Source organism: Stutzerimonas sp. 21-1, from assembly GCF_056336065.1.
In genome coordinates this window covers 155,589-170,689 of the sequence record NZ_CM150500.1, presented here as the reverse complement: position 1 = coordinate 170,689, position 15,101 = coordinate 155,589, and the positions used below count along the sequence as shown (strand labels likewise).

16 protein-coding genes are annotated in these 15,101 nt (G+C 61.4%); 12 read left to right on the top strand and 4 right to left on the bottom strand.

Annotation, left to right across the window (positions count from 1 at the left end):
* Nucleotides 1–91: 91 nt before the first annotated feature.
* Both AC0ZJQ_RS00810 and AC0ZJQ_RS00805 read right to left on the bottom strand, forming a co-directional pair.
* Nucleotides 92–838, bottom strand: a complete 747-nt coding sequence (locus AC0ZJQ_RS00810; protein WP_476477203.1) for a hypothetical protein — start codon at nucleotides 836–838, stop codon at nucleotides 92–94.
* 81 nt (nucleotides 839–919) lie between these two features.
* A complete protein-coding gene (locus tag AC0ZJQ_RS00805) occupies nucleotides 920–1,591 on the bottom strand; it encodes a HEPN domain-containing protein (RefSeq protein WP_476477202.1) in 672 nt (223 codons plus the stop codon).
* Nucleotides 1,592–2,001: 410 nt separating this feature from the next.
* Between AC0ZJQ_RS00805 and AC0ZJQ_RS00800 the strand changes: the two genes are divergently transcribed.
* On the top strand, nucleotides 2,002–2,319 hold the full coding sequence (locus AC0ZJQ_RS00800) for a hypothetical protein (protein ID WP_167133609.1): 318 nt from the start codon (nucleotides 2,002–2,004) through the stop codon (nucleotides 2,317–2,319).
* Between the two features lie 27 nt (nucleotides 2,320–2,346).
* On the opposite strand, the gene AC0ZJQ_RS00795 is transcribed toward AC0ZJQ_RS00800, so the two are convergent.
* Nucleotides 2,347–2,811, bottom strand: a complete 465-nt coding sequence (locus AC0ZJQ_RS00795; RefSeq protein ID WP_008567251.1) for a glycine cleavage system protein H — start codon at nucleotides 2,809–2,811, stop codon at nucleotides 2,347–2,349.
* Nucleotides 2,808–3,182 (bottom strand): DsrE family protein, encoded by a 375-nt coding sequence (locus AC0ZJQ_RS00790; protein WP_167133611.1) that lies wholly within the window; start codon nucleotides 3,180–3,182, stop codon nucleotides 2,808–2,810. Before AC0ZJQ_RS00790 ends, AC0ZJQ_RS00795 begins: the two co-directional genes overlap by 4 nt.
* Nucleotides 3,183–3,312: 130 nt before the next feature.
* Between AC0ZJQ_RS00790 and cfaB the strand changes: the two genes are divergently transcribed.
* From cfaB to AC0ZJQ_RS00735, 11 genes are all read left to right on the top strand, one after another.
* Nucleotides 3,313–4,494: a C17 cyclopropane fatty acid synthase CfaB gene (gene cfaB, locus AC0ZJQ_RS00785; RefSeq protein WP_301619552.1), complete on the top strand. Its 1,182-nt coding sequence runs from the start codon at nucleotides 3,313–3,315 to the stop codon at nucleotides 4,492–4,494.
* A gap of 79 nt (nucleotides 4,495–4,573) precedes the next feature.
* Nucleotides 4,574–6,337 carry a sensor histidine kinase gene (locus AC0ZJQ_RS00780; protein WP_476477201.1) on the top strand — a complete coding sequence of 588 codons (1,764 nt, stop codon included), beginning with the start codon at nucleotides 4,574–4,576 and terminating at the stop codon, nucleotides 6,335–6,337.
* Between the two features lie 32 nt (nucleotides 6,338–6,369).
* Nucleotides 6,370–7,731, top strand: coding sequence for a sigma-54-dependent transcriptional regulator (locus AC0ZJQ_RS00775; RefSeq protein WP_237263676.1), 1,362 nt, complete (start codon nucleotides 6,370–6,372; stop codon nucleotides 7,729–7,731).
* Between the two features lie 48 nt (nucleotides 7,732–7,779).
* Nucleotides 7,780–8,682, top strand: a complete 903-nt coding sequence (locus AC0ZJQ_RS00770) for a D-hexose-6-phosphate mutarotase (protein WP_476477200.1) — start codon at nucleotides 7,780–7,782, stop codon at nucleotides 8,680–8,682.
* 358 nt (nucleotides 8,683–9,040) lie between these two features.
* Nucleotides 9,041–10,603, top strand: coding sequence for a type VI secretion system protein TssA (tssA, locus tag AC0ZJQ_RS00765; RefSeq protein WP_237263998.1), 1,563 nt, complete (start codon nucleotides 9,041–9,043; stop codon nucleotides 10,601–10,603).
* Between the two features lie 16 nt (nucleotides 10,604–10,619).
* A complete protein-coding gene (tssB, locus tag AC0ZJQ_RS00760) occupies nucleotides 10,620–11,126 on the top strand; it encodes a type VI secretion system contractile sheath small subunit (protein ID WP_008567243.1) in 507 nt (168 codons plus the stop codon).
* A gap of 26 nt (nucleotides 11,127–11,152) precedes the next feature.
* Nucleotides 11,153–12,631 carry a type VI secretion system contractile sheath large subunit gene (gene tssC / locus AC0ZJQ_RS00755; protein ID WP_008567242.1) on the top strand — a complete coding sequence of 493 codons (1,479 nt, stop codon included), beginning with the start codon at nucleotides 11,153–11,155 and terminating at the stop codon, nucleotides 12,629–12,631.
* A 4-nt stretch (nucleotides 12,632–12,635) separates the two neighbouring features.
* Nucleotides 12,636–13,043: a type VI secretion system baseplate subunit TssE gene (gene tssE, locus AC0ZJQ_RS00750; RefSeq protein WP_125870665.1), complete on the top strand. Its 408-nt coding sequence runs from the start codon at nucleotides 12,636–12,638 to the stop codon at nucleotides 13,041–13,043.
* Between the two features lie 11 nt (nucleotides 13,044–13,054).
* On the top strand, nucleotides 13,055–13,582 hold the full coding sequence (locus tag AC0ZJQ_RS00745; protein ID WP_237263674.1) for a PAAR domain-containing protein: 528 nt from the start codon (nucleotides 13,055–13,057) through the stop codon (nucleotides 13,580–13,582).
* Nucleotides 13,579–14,469 (top strand): glycine zipper family protein, encoded by an 891-nt coding sequence (locus tag AC0ZJQ_RS00740; RefSeq protein ID WP_237263673.1) that lies wholly within the window; start codon nucleotides 13,579–13,581, stop codon nucleotides 14,467–14,469. The genes AC0ZJQ_RS00745 and AC0ZJQ_RS00740 overlap by 4 nt, the downstream gene beginning before the upstream one ends.
* Before the next feature lie 2 nt (nucleotides 14,470–14,471).
* Entirely contained in the window at nucleotides 14,472–15,101 is a 630-nt protein-coding gene (locus AC0ZJQ_RS00735) for a hypothetical protein (protein ID WP_237263672.1), read from the top strand.

The following is a 15,101-nucleotide window of genomic DNA, read 5'->3' as shown; positions in this document are numbered from 1 at the left end:
ATGGTATGCCCGAGCGCAGGGTGCCAAGTAAACATATACTCTTGCAAGCGAGGTTTTTCTTCAGAAAAACACTAACCGATAACCAAACAACTCAAAACACGGATAATTTTAATCTCATATTCATAACAAAAAGCTCAATTGAATCTAATGCATCGACCACGAAGGGGTAAGTTACTTCCAGGGTATTTCCATCTTTGTCTTTGCCATTGCGATGGACGATATCGTGGCGAATTCTCGTGACACGACAGACATCTTTTATCGACAAATCAATATCTCTTCCAATCACACCCTTCAATACATTCACCACCTTAGGTATGTCGTGATAAAGATTATCTGAAAGCTTACCAACGACAAACTTTTTGATGCCATCCTTTTCAATAGAAATTTCGCTTAGCCTGAATGAGGTGTCGCAGAATGGCTTGACATTTTTAATGGTGTTCGCCAAGTACGAATCATTGGAAAGTATCAAAGATTTTACAACATCCTCCAAGTAAACCTCTAGAACTGTAACGGCGTGAGCAAAAACCATCTTTAAGTATGTATGGCCAGATTTAGCGCCATCCTTTTCTAGCATCGATTTAAGCTCTGAGAAATCTCTTTTGAAAATGTCGTCCACATCTTTCAATGTAAGAAATATATAATAATCAAATTCATCTTGCCAATGAGCTTCTTCTTCCGCCCGATGACGCTCCTGGCAGTACTCTTCAAATGCATCCATTGCTTCTTTCCAAGTTTCAGACCCTTCTTCGCCGGCATCTTCCCCGAAGTTTTCCTCAATCCATTCGTGCATAGGCTCCAGCTCTTCCCGCGCCATCCATTCTTCTTTTGCTCTTCCCATATAAACCTCAGCGAAAAAATTCTCCGGCAGAGAAAACGACAAAGCTGTTTAAATTTACTACCGAGCTAGGCAGGTCAGCGGCTACCCCATGCTCCACGGGGCCATCCCAGTGATTGATTTTAATTCGCCAAATACGTCCCTCTCCATACAGAAAACCAGATTCTCTATATGCTTAAGATAGCCTGTCCCCCAACTCTTATGCACAACAGAGTTATGCGCGGTCCGGTGTGCAATATTCCCCCTAACTGTAACGTACTCATCAAGCTTATCTTTGGCCCTTTGATTTGGCATCCGCTGCCAATGCCAACCAGAGCTTATACTATTTATACCAAGAAGTTCTCTAAATAGCGTTTCAACCTGAGCGGATTTTGGAGTATTAAAGTTCCCCAACCACTTAGTAAGCGCTACCTCCTTATGAGCAATAAGTATTGCCTTCCAGCCATTATCAGCGATATCCCAGACTTTAGTATTGTCCTTCTGCTCAAATATTGCTTTTGTGGATAAACTTCGAACCTTAACGGGAACGTCCCGAGCCAATGAAACATTATTTATCATAAACTCAAAAGACTCTCTCGCAAGGTCTTCCACATATGACTCCCAGCACGCCGTAATAAAAACCATCGCAGTTCTATTTAGAACTTCAACATCTCGCTTTCTGCCCGCGCCAGCACCAGCAAAGCCTTCGTGAATTTCCCATAACTGATTTATATCTGCCTTATTCTTATCAAACGCATTTTTTGCCATAGAACCCATGGTTTACCCTTAACATTTCAGACCATCAAACATTACAGTGCATGATATTTTTTCCGCAATCACTCTAATACCTTATCCAGAGTCTCTACACCTTTAAACAAGACCTAAATGCGCCTAGCGCGCGAGAACCTGAAGTGTCGAGAAACTGTCGAAATCAATGCTGATTAGAGCGAAGCAAAGCAATCAAGCTACACCGCCTAGCCTAGAAAAGCCGAACACTGCCGGTTACTGCAAGCAAAAAAAACGAGTTCGACTCCCACTGCCTTCCGCCATTCTCCTGTCCCGCCAATTCCGCCTAGCCAAGTGCGATGCGGCAGTTTGTCGCATATGCGATATCAAAACGCCATCGCAGGCGAATGCGAAATTCATCACAATCGCCTTTTTATCTTTCCAGGGACAGGAGAGACGCCGTGAGCAACCCACCCGACGAACGCCGCACGCTGCATGCGCTGCGCGACCATATCGATTGCCTGCTGGCGGCCGGGGCTTCACTCAAGGGCCGGGATCCGGTGCAGCTGAGTCTGCAGGGCCGTACCCTCACGGTCCGGCACGGCATGCTGGTCAACGAGAACGGTCATCAGGATCTGATCGAGATGCTGGCCGGGCAGGAATGGACGAATACGCGCACACGGGATCTGGCGATCGATATCTGCATCCGGCAGCTCGACCACACCATCCAGCAGAACAGCCTCAGGGTTCGCGACCAATCGAAACTAGACGAAGCCTGATACAAGCAGCCGCCGCCCACGCGGGTTTCACTTCCACTGCAACGCCTGAACGTGGACGTTGGCCGGGTCGAAATTGTCCAGGCGCATGCGCTCGGCGATAGCCGCCAGCGCCGCCTCGCCTTGCGGAAACTGGTCGCGTATCGCCGGCCAATCCACCGGTTGCAGGCGCGCCATCCAGCCTTCGCCATAGCAGTCCCGATTGATCAGGCTGGGACGCTCGCGCAGTGCTTCATTCACGGCCAGCAGCTCGCCAGTCAGTGGACTGCGCGCCGAGGCGGCGGCCTTGGCGAATTCCACCACGCCGAAACCGCGATCGCGCTCGATGCGCATGCCGACGCGCTTGGGGGTGAAGGCGAAGATCTGTCCGTAGAGCGCACAGCCGTATGCCGTGAGGCCGAGCGTCACGCTGCCGTCGTCTTCCTCGCGCAGCCACAGGCTGTGCTCGGGGGCGTAACGCAGGGTGTCGGGGAACTCCAGGCCGTGCAGGTTCATAGGGTCAGGACTCTTTCGTATTCAAGGATCATCTGCGCCAGCTCGCCGCCGCTGGAGATCTCGTCCAGCTCGTCGATCATCGCGATACCCGTCAGGTCGACGCCCGGCTGGCGGCACATCAGCAGGCGCGCACCGGCCAGCCGGGCGTTGCGGATAAAGTGCAGCAGCGGCTCACCATCGGCCACCGCGCGCAGCGACTCGGCCACGTCACGGCGAGCCAGCTGCGTTCCTTCACCTGTGAGGTAGAGCGTCACCTCGGCATCCATGCACGCCAGCAGCGTGGCGATATGGAACGGCGCGGCGCAACGTGCCGGCGTGCTCGGGCCGCTGGCCACCAGGATCAGGACCCGCTGATTTGCAGGTGCGTGCATAACACCGCTCCTCGTCCAGACAATGAGGCCGGATCGCCATCCGACACATAGACGGAAACTATCACGACCCTGACCTATAGTTTCAAGTTGTTGGACTACGATTGTTCGGTGATGAAAAGGAGATCCCGGCATGATCGCTTCATTGCTTCCGACCTTGAAAGACCTTCAGCTGCCGCTGCGCCTGCGCCTGTGGGACGGCAGCGATATCGACATCGGACCGTCCCCGTCCGTCACCCTGGTGATCCGCGATCCGGAACTGGTGGCGCAACTGGCGCGGCCAAGCCTCGATCTGCTCGGCACCGCCTATGTCGAGGGACTGATCGATCTGCTGGGCCCGGTCGCTGAGGTGATCCGCATCGGCGACACCATCACCCGCTTGCTGGGCGAGGACAATGTGCCGCTGCCGACGCGCGAGGCTCACGACAAGGCCACCGACGCCGAAGCCATTTCCTATCACTACGACCTGTCCAATGCGTTCTACCAGCTCTGGCTGGACCGCGACATGGTCTACTCCTGCGCCTACTTCGAAACCGGCGACGAGGATCTCGAACAGGCGCAGCAGGCCAAGCTGCGCCATCTGTGCCGCAAGCTGCGGCTCAAGCCCGGCGAGCGGCTGCTGGATGTAGGCTGCGGCTGGGGCGGACTGGCGCGCTATGCCGCCCGCGAGTTCGGCGTTCAGGTACACGGCATCACCCTCAGCCAGCAGCAGCTGGAACTGGGGCGCGAGCGGGTGGCGGCCGAGGGCCTCGCCGGGCAGGTGACGCTGGAGCTGATGGACTATCGCGATCTGCCGCGCGATGGACGTTTCGACAAAGTGGTCAGCGTCGGCATGTTCGAGCACGTCGGTCACGTCAACCTGCCGCTGTACTGTCAGCGCCTGTTCGATGCCGTGCGCCCGGGCGGGCTGGTGATGAATCACGGGATCACCGCCCGCCACACCGATGGCCGGCCGGTGGGCCACGGCGCTGGCGAATTCATCGACCGCTATGTCTTCCCGCACGGCGAGCTGCCGCACTTGGTGAATATCAGCGGCAGCATCAGCGACGCCGGGCTGGAAATCGTCGATGTAGAAAGCCTGCGTCTGCACTATGCCCGCACACTGGAATTCTGGAGCGCACGTCTGGAGGCCAACCTGGAGCAGGCGCGGCAGCTGGTTCCCGAGCGCGCACTGCGTATCTGGCGGTTGTATCTGGCCGGTTGCGCCTATGGCTTCCGGCACAACTGGATCAACCTGCATCAGATCCTCGCCAGCAAGCCGCATGCGGATGGCTCGCACGAGCTGCCGTGGAGCCGCGCCGACCTGTATCGCTGAGCGAGCATTCGACGGAACGGGCCGGACCTGCGGCGCCGACATTTGCTCTACTATCGCCCGATAGCCCGAGCGAGCGTCCATGCCCAGCCCACTTCGCCATCTGCGCGTCATCCTCATCGTTGCGCTGATCGTTCTCGGCCTGCTGCTCAGCATGCACTGGGCGGGACGTCTGGCCGAGCAGCGCGCCCTGCTCGAACGCAGCCAGGAGGCACGCGGCCAGCTGGAGCTGTATGCCCAGGCCATCCACACCCAGGTCGAGCGCTTCCGCTCGGTGCCGGCGCTGCTGGCGCTGGACAGCGATATCCAGGCGCTGCTGGCGGCGCCGGACGATCAGCGCCTGCGCAAGCAGCTCAATCGGCGCCTCGAACAGCAGAACCAGGCCGCTGGCTCCTCGGTGCTCTATCTGCTCGACCGCAACGGCGACACCCTCGCGGCCAGCAACTGGCGCGAATGGAGCAGCTTCGTCGGCAATAACTATGCGTTTCGCCCGTACTTCAGCGATGCCTTGCAGCGCGGCAGCGGCCGCTACTTCGCCGTCGGTGTCACCACCGGCATCCCCGGCTACTTCCTCTCCAGCGCGGTGAAGAACGCTGCCGGCGAGGTGCTCGGCGTGCTGGTGGTCAAGCTGGAACTTGAGGACATGCAGCGCGAGTGGGTCGGCCAGCCGGGAATCCTGCTGGTCGCCGACTCGCTGGACATCGTCATCCTCAGCAACCGCCCGGCGTGGCGCTTCAGCCACCTTCGCCCGCTCAGCGACGCGGTGCGCAGCCGTCTGGTGGCGGCTCGCCGCTATGCCGAGCAGACGCTGCGGCCGCTCTACAGCGAACAGCTCGAGCGCATCGACGCGCACGGCGACCGGCGCCGGGTCGAAGGGCCGGACGGCCGCCAGGACTACCTCTGGCAACGCCTGCAACTGCCGCAGGAGAACTGGACGCTGCATCTGCTGCTGGAGCCGCAATCGGCGATCGCCAGCGCACGCAGCTATCGTCTGGCCGCCGCCGGCGTGTGGATGACCCTGGCCTTCCTGCTGCTCTATCTTGCCCAGCGACGCAAGACGGGGCGCGTCGAACAGCGCAGCCGCAACGAGCTGGAGCGTCTGGTGGCCGAACGCACCCGCGAGCTGCACACCGCCCAGGATGAACTGGTGCACGCCGCGCGCATGGCGGCGCTGGGGCAGATGTCCGCCGCGCTGGCGCACGAAATCAATCAGCCGCTGACTGCGCTGCGCATGCAGCTGGCCAGCCTGCGTCTGCTGCTCGACAGCGGTCGCGATGCCGACGTGCGCCAGGGCCTCGGCCACGTCGAAGGGCTGCTCGAACGCATGGCCGCGCTGACCGGCCATCTCAAGACCTTCGCCCGCAAGAGCCCAGCCGGATTACGCCAGCGCCTGCGTCTGGCCGAGGTGCTGGAACAGGCGCTGCAGCTGTTGGCGCCGCGCATTCGCAGCGAGCAGGTCGAGGTGCAACGGCAGATTCCGCCCGAGGCCTGGATCGAGGGCGACGCCATCCGCCTCGAACAGGTGCTGATCAACCTGCTGAACAACGCCCTGGACGCCATGAGCGGGCAGCCGCAACCACGTCTGCGCATCGACTGCCAGCGCCGCGGCGACAGCTGGCAGCTCTGCGTCGCCGACAATGGCGGCGGCATCGGCGGCGAGCACCTGGAGCAGGTCTTCGAGCCGTTCTTCACCACCAAACCGGTGGGCCAGGGGCTTGGCCTCGGGCTGGCCGTCTCCTACGCCATCGTGCGTGATTTCGGCGGCACCCTCGCGGTGCACAACGACGAGCACGGCGCCGTCTTTACCCTGACCCTGCCGGCTGCCGAGGCCGGCGCGACCGCGTAAACTGCCGCGGCTGGGCAGACGAGGAAAGAAGCATGGGCGCACAGGTGGTCTTCATCGACGACGAAGCGGCAATTCGCCAGGCAGTGCAGCAGTGGCTGGAACTGTCCGGCTTCGAGGTGCGTACCTTCGCCCGCGCGCGCGAGGCCCTGGCCGTCATCGACCGCGACTTTCCCGGCGTGCTGATCAGCGACGTGCGCATGCCGGATCTCGACGGCCTCGGCCTGCTCGAACAGCTGGTCGAACTGGACCCCGACTTGCCGGTGATCATGGTCACCGGCCACGGCGACGTGCCGATGGCCGTGCAGGCACTGCATCAGGGCGCCTACGACTTCATCGAGAAGCCCTTCACCCCCGAGCGTCTGCTCGACAGCGTGCGCCGCGCGCAGGAGAAGCGCCGGCTGGTCTGCGAGAACCGCCAGCTACGCGAACAGTTCAACCGCCGGGGGCGCATCGAATCGCAACTGCTGGGCGTTTCCCGTGCGATGGAAAACCTGCGCCGGCAGGTGCTGGAGCTGGCCGGCACCGATGTCAACGTGCTGATCCGCGGCGACACCGGCAGCGGCAAGGAACAGGTGGCGCGCTGCCTGCACGACTTCAGCCCGCGCGCCAGCGGCCCGTTCGTCGCGCTGAACTGCGCGGCGATCCCGGAGACCATCTTCGAGAGCGAGCTGTTCGGCCACGAGAGCGGCGCCTTCACCGGCGCGCAGGGCAAGCGCATCGGCCGCATCGAACACGCCGCCGGCGGCACGCTGTTTCTCGACGAGATCGAAAGCATGCCGCTGGCGCAGCAGGTCAAGCTGCTGCGCGTGCTGCAGGAAAAGACCCTGGAGCGCCTGGGCTCCAACCGCAGCATCGAGGTCGACCTGCGGGTAATCAGCGCCGCCAAGCCGGACCTGCTGGACGAAGTGCGCGGCGGGCGTTTTCGCGAAGACCTGCTGTACCGTCTGAACGTCGCCGAACTGCATATTCCGCCGCTGCGCGAACGCCGCGAAGACATCCCGCTGCTGTTCGAGCACTTCGCCCACCAGGCCGCCGAACGCCACGGCCGCACCGCGCCGGCGGTGTCGCCCGGCGAACTGGCACGTCTGCTTGCCCACGACTGGCCAGGCAATGTGCGCGAACTGATCAACGCCGCCGAACGCCACGCCCTCGGCCTCAGCGCGCCGGCGCCGGCCAGCCGCGGCGGCCAGTCGCTTGCCGAACAGATGGAAGCCTACGAGGCGCAATGCCTGCATAACGCCCTGCAGCACTGCAAAGGCAACATCGCCGAGGTCATGGCCGTGCTGCAGCTGCCGCGCCGCACGCTCAACGAGAAGATGCAGCGCCACGGTCTCAGCCGCAGCGACTACCTGCCAGCCGGTAGCGACGACCGCAGCGGTGGAATCCCATCGTGACCGTGCGGTCATAGCCTCGCTCATCCAACCGATTTTCCGAGAACGCACATGCCCATCGACATCCAACGTATCGACATGGATCAACTCGTCTGCTGGCGCATCCGCCGTGGCGACGCCGAGCTGCTGGTCGCCGAACAGGGCGCGCAGGTGCTCAGCTATCGCCAGGGCGACGCGGCGCCGCTGATCTGGCTCAGCGAACAGGCGGAGTTCAAGCAGGGCCAGTCGGTGCGCGGCGGCGTGCCGATCTGCTGGCCGTGGTTCGGCGATCTGGCGCGCAATCCGCCAGCGGTGCAGGCGGCTTACCACAGCGAGCAGCCCGCGCCCTTCCACGGGCTGGTACGCGCCCTGCCGTGGCAACTGGCCGAGCAACATTGCGAGGGCGATGTCGCGCTGCTCGAGTTCCGCTGCACGCAGGCGCAGGCGCAGCTGCCTGGTTGGCCCCACGCCGTCGAGCTGACCCTGCACATTCGCCTTGCCGATCGGTTGCGGCTGACGCTGACCAGCCACAACCGCGGCGACCGGCCGGTTGCCATCAGCCAGGCGCTGCACAGCTACTTCGCCGTCAGCGACATCCGTCAGGTCGAGGTCGAAGGCCTCGACGGTCGGCCCTATGTGGAAACCCTGGAGGACTGGGAAACGCGCCGGCAGCAGGGCAACCTGCGTTTTTCCGGGGAAACCGACCGCATCTACCTCGACCTGCCGGCGAGCCTCAGCGTGATCGACCATGGCTGGAACCGTCGCATTCTGCTCAGCAGCAGCGGTTCTTCATCGGCGGTGCTGTGGAATCCGTGGATCGACAAGGCGCAGCGTCTGTCGAGCTTCGCCAACGACGCCTGGCAACGCATGCTGTGCATCGAAACGGCGAATGTTCTCGGCGATGCGTTCGAACCGCAGCCTGGCGAACAGCATGCGATGTCGGTGGAAATTCATTCGCAGAACGACGCGCTATAACAAACTTCGCCGGCATTCCGTGACGCAGTGGCCGTTTGCCTGTAAGCCATCGGCCATATATAACGGGCATATCTCGCACATTGAAAGTTGCCTCACGACAATCAATCTGAACCTGCTTTCCAATTAGTTCCGCTGCGCCCCGATTAATCTTTTCCAATGTTAGTCGGGTCACACTTCTCGCCTTGAATGCCCCCTCCCATCCGCCTAGGATGCCCACCCCATGAGGCCGCTGCGCAACTAATTGCGCAACGAAAAGTGCGCAAGAAGTTGCGCAGCCTACTCGCGGAGTGTTCCTGAACATATATAAAGGTGCACTTCATAAGTTCACGGATAGAACTTGAGCGTCACGGAAGACCCCATGCATGCCAGCGCACTCAGCCAGCATTATCTGGAACTCGCCAGAAAGCCGGTCAATGACAGCAATTTCGCCGGTGACGATATTCGTTACAGCAGCGAGTTCGAGTCATTGGAAGCCGAGCTGGCCAAGGCCGGCGCGCTGCACCAGACCACCGGCATCGACTGGCAAAAGGTCCGCGAAGGCAGCGAGCTGCTGCTCACCTCGCTGTCCAAAGACCTGCGCGCCGCCGCCTGGCTGACCTGGAGCCTGTTCCAGCGCGAATCCTTCGCCGGCCTGCAGGCCGGCCTCAACCTGCTGCAATACCTGTGCAGCAATCACTGGGATGAGCTGCATCCACGCAAGCCACGCACGCGTGCCGCCGCGATCAACTGGTTGCTGCCGCGCCTGGAGCAGACCTTTTCCGAAGACGTGCCGGTCGGCGAACAGCTGCCACTGTTCCGCAGCCTGGCCGAGCAACTGCACGCACTGGAACAGTGTCTGTCCGGTTATCTGGGTGAAGACGCACCGCTGCTGCTGCCGCTGTGCCGCCAGCTCGACGGTATGGTCAAGCGCGCCAGTCAGGGGCAGGCCCAGCCCGGAACGGTCGGCGCAGCCATCGCCCAAGTGAAGCAGGTCGCCAGCCAGGTCTTCGCCCCCGGCTCGCCGATCGAGAATGACAAGGAAGCGCTGAAGGCCGTGCGCAACCTGCAGGAGCAGGCGCGCCCGCTGACCGCCTGGTGGCTCAAGCAGCGCACCAGCGATCTGCGCCCGCTGCGCCTGTCACGCACGCTGCTGTGGCTGAGCATCGACGGCCTGCCGGAGCACAACGCCGATCAGATCACCGCCCTGCGTGGGATACCGGCCGACAAGCTGGCCAACTACCGCGAACGCTTCAACCAAGGGCAGTACGCCGACCTGCTGGTGGACCTGGAAAACAGCACCGCGCGTGCGCCGTTCTGGCTGGATGGCCAGCGCCTGGCCTGGGAATGCCTGCAGGAACTGGCGGCCGAACAGGCCATGCGCGAGGTGGAGATTCAGCTCGCGCTGTTCCTGCAGCGCCTGCCGCGCCTGGAGGAGCTTCGCTTTCACGACGGCATCCCGTTCGCCGACGCCGAAACCCGCGCCTGGATCAGCGGCCAGGTCATGCCCCATGTGCAGCCGACAACGGCCGCCAGGCAGGACGAACCACCTGCCGCCGGCACCGCGCTGCCAAGCTGGGAGCTGGCATTACAGGAAGCGCTGCCGCTGTTGCGCAAGGAAGGCCTCAAGCCCGCCGTACAGCAGCTCAAGCAGGGGCTGACGCGCGCCCGTGGCGGCCGCGAGCGCTTCTTCTGGCAACTGAGCCTCGCCCGCCTGTGCTACCAGGCCAAGAAATACGAGCTGGCCAAAACCCAGCTCGAAGCACTCGACCAGCAGCTCGAAGCCAGTGGCCTGGGCAGCTGGGAACCCGATCTCGCCCTCGAGGTACTGCGCCTGCTGCACAGCTGTTGCGAGCTGCTGCCGCAGAACCACGCCGTGCGTGAAAGCAAGGATGAGATTTACCGCAGGCTGTGCCACCTCGATCTCGAAGTGGTGCTGGATTAACGCAAAGGAGAACACCATGGCCAAAGAAGGCTCGGTTGCACCCAAGGAACGCATCAACGTCACGTTCAAGCCGGCCACCGGCAACGCTCAGGAAGAGGTCGAGCTACCCCTCAAGCTGATGGTGCTGGGCGATTTCACCCAGCGCGCCGACGACCGCAAGATCGAAGACCGCAAGCCCATCGCCATCGACAAGAACAGCTTCGACGAGGTCCTGGCCAAGCAGGAGCTGAACCTCACCTTCGGCGTGCCGAACCGTCTGCAGGACGAGCAGACCGATGACGAGCTGGCCGTGCAGCTGCGCATCAATTCGATGAAGGACTTCAACCCGGCCAATCTGGTCGAGCAGGTTCCGGAGCTGAAGAAGTTGATGGAACTGCGCGACGCCCTGGTCGCCCTGAAGGGTCCGCTGGGCAACGCCCCGGCCTTCCGCAAGGCCATCGAAAGCGTACTCGCCGACGACGATTCGCGTGACCGCGTACTCGGCGAGCTGGGCCTGGCGGCCAAAGAGAAGCTGGACGCCTGATATCACCGACAAGGAAGCACATCTACATGACCACTAGCGCAGCCGCCGTCGAGCACGGCAACCACCTCGCCGAAGGCGGCATCCTCGACCGCATCATCGCCGAAACCCGCCTGACCCCGGACGACGAGGCCTACGACATCGCCAAGCGCGGCGTCTCGGCCTTCATCGAAGAACTGCTCAAGCCGCAGAACGAAAACGAGCCGGTGAAGAAGGCCATGGTCGACCGCATGATCGCGGAGATCGACGCCAAGCTCAGCCAGCAGATGGACGAGATCCTCCACCACCCGCAGTTCCAGGCGCTGGAATCCTCATGGCGCGGTCTGAAGCTGCTGGTCGATCGCACCAACTTCCGCGAGAACATCAAGCTCGAGCTGCTCAACGCCTCCAAGCAGGACCTGCTCGACGACTTCGAGGACAGCCCGGAGATCGTTCAGTCCGGTCTGTACAAGCACATCTACACCGCCGAGTACGGCCAGTTCGGCGGCCAGCCGGTAGGAGCGCTGATCGCCAACTACTTCTTCGACCCCAGCGCGCCCGACGTCAAGACCATGCAGTACGTCGCCAGCGTCGCCAGCATGTCCCACGCGCCGTTCATCGCCGCTGCCGGCCCGAAATTCTTCGGCCTGGAGAGCTTCACCGGCCTGCCGGACCTGAAGGACCTCAAGGATCACTTCGAGGGCCCGCAATTCACCAAGTGGCAGAGCTTCCGCGAACAGGAAGATGCCCGCTACGTCGGCCTGACCGTACCGCGCTTCCTGCTGCGCAACCCCTACGATCCGGAAGACAACCCGGTGAAGAGCTTCGTCTACAAGGAAAACGTCGCCGGCAGCCACGAGCACTACCTGTGGGGCAACACCGCCTACACCTTCGCCAGCCGCCTGACCGACAGCTTCGCCAAGTTCCGCTGGTGCCCGAACATCATCGGCCCGCAGAGCGGCGGCGCAGTGGAAGACCTGCCGCTGCACCATTTCGAAAGCATGGGCGAGATCGAGACCAAGATCCCCACCGAAGTCCTGGTTTCCGATCGCCGCGAATACGAGCTGGCCGAGGAAGGCTTCATCGCCCTGACCATGCGCAAGGGCAGCGACAACGCCGCGTTCTTCTCCGCCAACTCGGCGCAGAAGCCGAAGTTCTTCGGCAACAGCGAGGAAGGCAAGACCGCCGAGCTGAACTACAAGCTCGGCACCCAGCTGCCCTACCTGTTCATCGTCAACCGCCTGGCGCACTACCTGAAGGTACTGCAGCGCGAGCAGATCGGTGCCTGGAAGGAGCGCACCGACCTCGAGCTGGAACTCAACAAGTGGATCCGCCAGTTCGTTGCCGACCAGGAGAATCCGAGCTCCGAAGTCCGCAGCCGTCGCCCGCTGCGCGCCGCGCAGGTCAACGTTAGCGACGTCGAGGGCGAACCGGGCTGGTACCGCGTCAGCCTCAGCGTGCGTCCGCACTTCAAGTACATGGGCGCGGATTTCACCCTGTCGCTGGTCGGCAAGCTGGACAAGGAATAAGCACTTGAACGGATACGGCAGCCTCTTCGAACGCCTCGGCGGTGACGCCGCGCGACGTTCCGGCTGGAGCCGCGAAGTCGCGGCGATGGCCTCGGTGGCTGCCCATCTGGCCAAGATGCTCAGCACCCGAGCGGGCAGCGTGCAGACGCTGCCCGACTACGGGTTGCCCGATCTTAACGATATGCGCCTGTCGCTGCACGACTCGCTGCAGCAGGCGCGTATCGCCATCGAGCGCTTCATCGAAGCGTACGAACCCAGGTTGACCCAGGTGCGCGTGCTGTCACTGCCGCGAACCCACGACCCACTGACCCTCGCCTTCACCATCGAAGGCCTGCTGAAAGTGGATGGCCTCAAACGCCAGGTCAGCTTCTCCGCCAGCCTGGATGGCAGCGGACAGGTCAAGGTCCAGTAAGGAGACAACGGATGTCCGGCAAACCCGCAGCCCGCCTCGGCGATCCCACCGCCTGCCCGAAGACGGGCCACGGCACCAACCCCATCGCCGCCGGCTCACCCGACGTGCTGTTCGACGGCCTGCCGGCCGCTCGCATGGGCGACGCCTCCGCCTGCGGCGGTGCGATGGCCAGCGCCGTGATCCCCAACGTGCTGATCGATGGCAAGCCGGCGGCGGTGGTGGGGAGTGTGGGTAACCATGGCAATACCGTGACCGTGGGTTCGGGGACTGTAGTGATTGGGACCAGTGGGGGTGGCGCGGCGTTTACGGCTCCGCAGCCGCTGACCTTTGGGCGGGTATTCGACGAGCAGTTTCGCGTGCTCAGCGACGAAGGCCAGCCGCTGGCCAATGTCCCTTACTTCATCCGTGATGCTGCAGGAAACACCTACCAAGGCTTTACCGATACCGCCGGAAGAACACCTCGCATCGCCACCCCGAATCAGCAAAGCCTGTTTGTTTCGGTCGGCGTGCATGCCCTGGAACAGTGGGGACAGGTATGAGCCAGTACCAATGCACTGCCGAAACCAGCCAACAGCCAGGATCGACACGTGACTTGCCTGGCTATCTGATGCCGGCACGAGTATTTTTTTTCGTAATCGTGGAAGAGCCTGGAAAGGACGGTTTTCTGGTTCGCAAGATCTACGCCTCGGGGAATAGTCCGTACCTGCGTAATATGCAGCTGTCTCCCCTGCAGAGCCTGAGTGAATTGCACCCCGAGCGCTACGGGCTGATGCCGAAGAACCCGGGGGCGGGTGTCAGTATCGCGGAGCATGTGCTCGGCAAGAACCAATCCCCCTTCATCTCGACCAGCTCAATCTTTCCGCAAGGCTCGCCACGCTTTGATGGGCGCAGCATCTTCATTGATATGCATAAGGCCCGGCAGGCTGGAGCTCGCCTGGTATCGACCGAAGAAATCCTGCGCGACCTGGCCGCATACAAAGCCCAGCATGTGCACCTTACAAAGCGGATCGACAAAATTTCCTCGTATGTTCGGGACATCGACAAGGAGGTTCTGGTTCACGGCAAGAAGGTCCCTGCTAGCGCGATCTTCACCCCTGAATCCCTGCAAACAACACAGGGCATCGTGAAAGGCGCCCGTGTTGTTCAAGTACTGGGTATTGCCTTTACCGCCTACGACCTGACAACGGCAACACAGGAGTCCATTCGTGTCGGTAATGCCAAGCCGATAAGCGCCGAAGCTATCCGGCAGGCCGGCGGATGGGGAGCGGCATGGGCCGGCTTCAAGGTTGGAGGTGCAGCCGGTGCCGCATTAGGCGTTGAAACCGGCCCCGGGGCCATCGTTACTGGCCTGATTGGCGGCATCGTAGTCGGCGCGGCCGGCTATTTCGGCGCTGACTGGGTCGCCGACCACATTTATGAGAATTGAGCATGAACCCCTTTGCATTTCTGCGCCGCAAGCGCTCAGCTGAACAGGTTCTTCGAGAAGGCCGTGACTCCGAGCTTCAGGAGTTAGTACCTATCTACCCTGCCCTGGATTTAGCGCTGCCTGCACAGGATCAGCATTATCCGAGAGCCATATCGCTAAAAGCAGATGGCCTCGGAGCCTATCTGCTGGATGTGCATTTAGGACCGGGACGTCTCACCCAAATCGAGCAACTGATAAAGCGTCTTGGTTTTTGCCAAAAACTGCAGACCGTCTCATTCGAAACTTTTTCTCGTGAAGGAAAGACCGGCAAAGGCGAAGCCGTTTCGATTCAAAAAGAACCCTTGGGTAACGGCACGACCCTGCTGTTGATCAGCAACAGCATTGAGCTCCTGCAGAACCTGCCTGACTTGGCGCCACCACTCCCCTGGGATGTGTTCCCGGAGGTAGATGCAGACGGGCTAGGAGCCCTACAAGGCAGCCTCGAACACTGGTGGAACCACTACTGGTGGCCTTACTGGATGAGCCTTACTCCGCAGCAACATGAGCATTGGCTGGGTAATGCCAGCCATCGGCATGGCTGGTGCGAGTACATCAGGCTACAAGCCAACCTCAACAACAATGAAGCGCAATAG

Excerpts from the sequence above, each read along its gene's own strand:
- cfaB (WP_301619552.1), top strand. The coding sequence starts at position 3,313 with ATGATCGCTTCATTGCTTCCGACCTTGAAAGACCTTCAGCTGCCGCTG.
- tssC (WP_008567242.1), top strand. The coding sequence starts at position 11,153 with ATGACCACTAGCGCAGCCGCCGTCGAGCACGGCAACCACCTCGCCGAA.
- AC0ZJQ_RS00770 (WP_476477200.1), top strand. The coding sequence starts at position 7,780 with ATGCCCATCGACATCCAACGTATCGACATGGATCAACTCGTCTGCTGG.
- tssB (WP_008567243.1), top strand. The coding sequence starts at position 10,620 with ATGGCCAAAGAAGGCTCGGTTGCACCCAAGGAACGCATCAACGTCACG.
- AC0ZJQ_RS00775 (WP_237263676.1), top strand. The coding sequence starts at position 6,370 with ATGGGCGCACAGGTGGTCTTCATCGACGACGAAGCGGCAATTCGCCAG.
- AC0ZJQ_RS00735 (WP_237263672.1), top strand. The coding sequence starts at position 14,472 with ATGAACCCCTTTGCATTTCTGCGCCGCAAGCGCTCAGCTGAACAGGTT.
- AC0ZJQ_RS00805 (WP_476477202.1), bottom strand. The coding sequence starts at position 1,591 with ATGGGTTCTATGGCAAAAAATGCGTTTGATAAGAATAAGGCAGATATA.
- AC0ZJQ_RS00740 (WP_237263673.1), top strand. The coding sequence starts at position 13,579 with ATGAGCCAGTACCAATGCACTGCCGAAACCAGCCAACAGCCAGGATCG.
- AC0ZJQ_RS00795 (WP_008567251.1), bottom strand. The coding sequence starts at position 2,811 with ATGAACCTGCACGGCCTGGAGTTCCCCGACACCCTGCGTTACGCCCCC.
- AC0ZJQ_RS00810 (WP_476477203.1), bottom strand. The coding sequence starts at position 838 with ATGGGAAGAGCAAAAGAAGAATGGATGGCGCGGGAAGAGCTGGAGCCT.
- AC0ZJQ_RS00790 (WP_167133611.1), bottom strand. The coding sequence starts at position 3,182 with ATGCACGCACCTGCAAATCAGCGGGTCCTGATCCTGGTGGCCAGCGGC.
- AC0ZJQ_RS00780 (WP_476477201.1), top strand. The coding sequence starts at position 4,574 with ATGCCCAGCCCACTTCGCCATCTGCGCGTCATCCTCATCGTTGCGCTG.
- AC0ZJQ_RS00745 (WP_237263674.1), top strand. The coding sequence starts at position 13,055 with ATGTCCGGCAAACCCGCAGCCCGCCTCGGCGATCCCACCGCCTGCCCG.
- tssA (WP_237263998.1), top strand. The coding sequence starts at position 9,041 with ATGCATGCCAGCGCACTCAGCCAGCATTATCTGGAACTCGCCAGAAAG.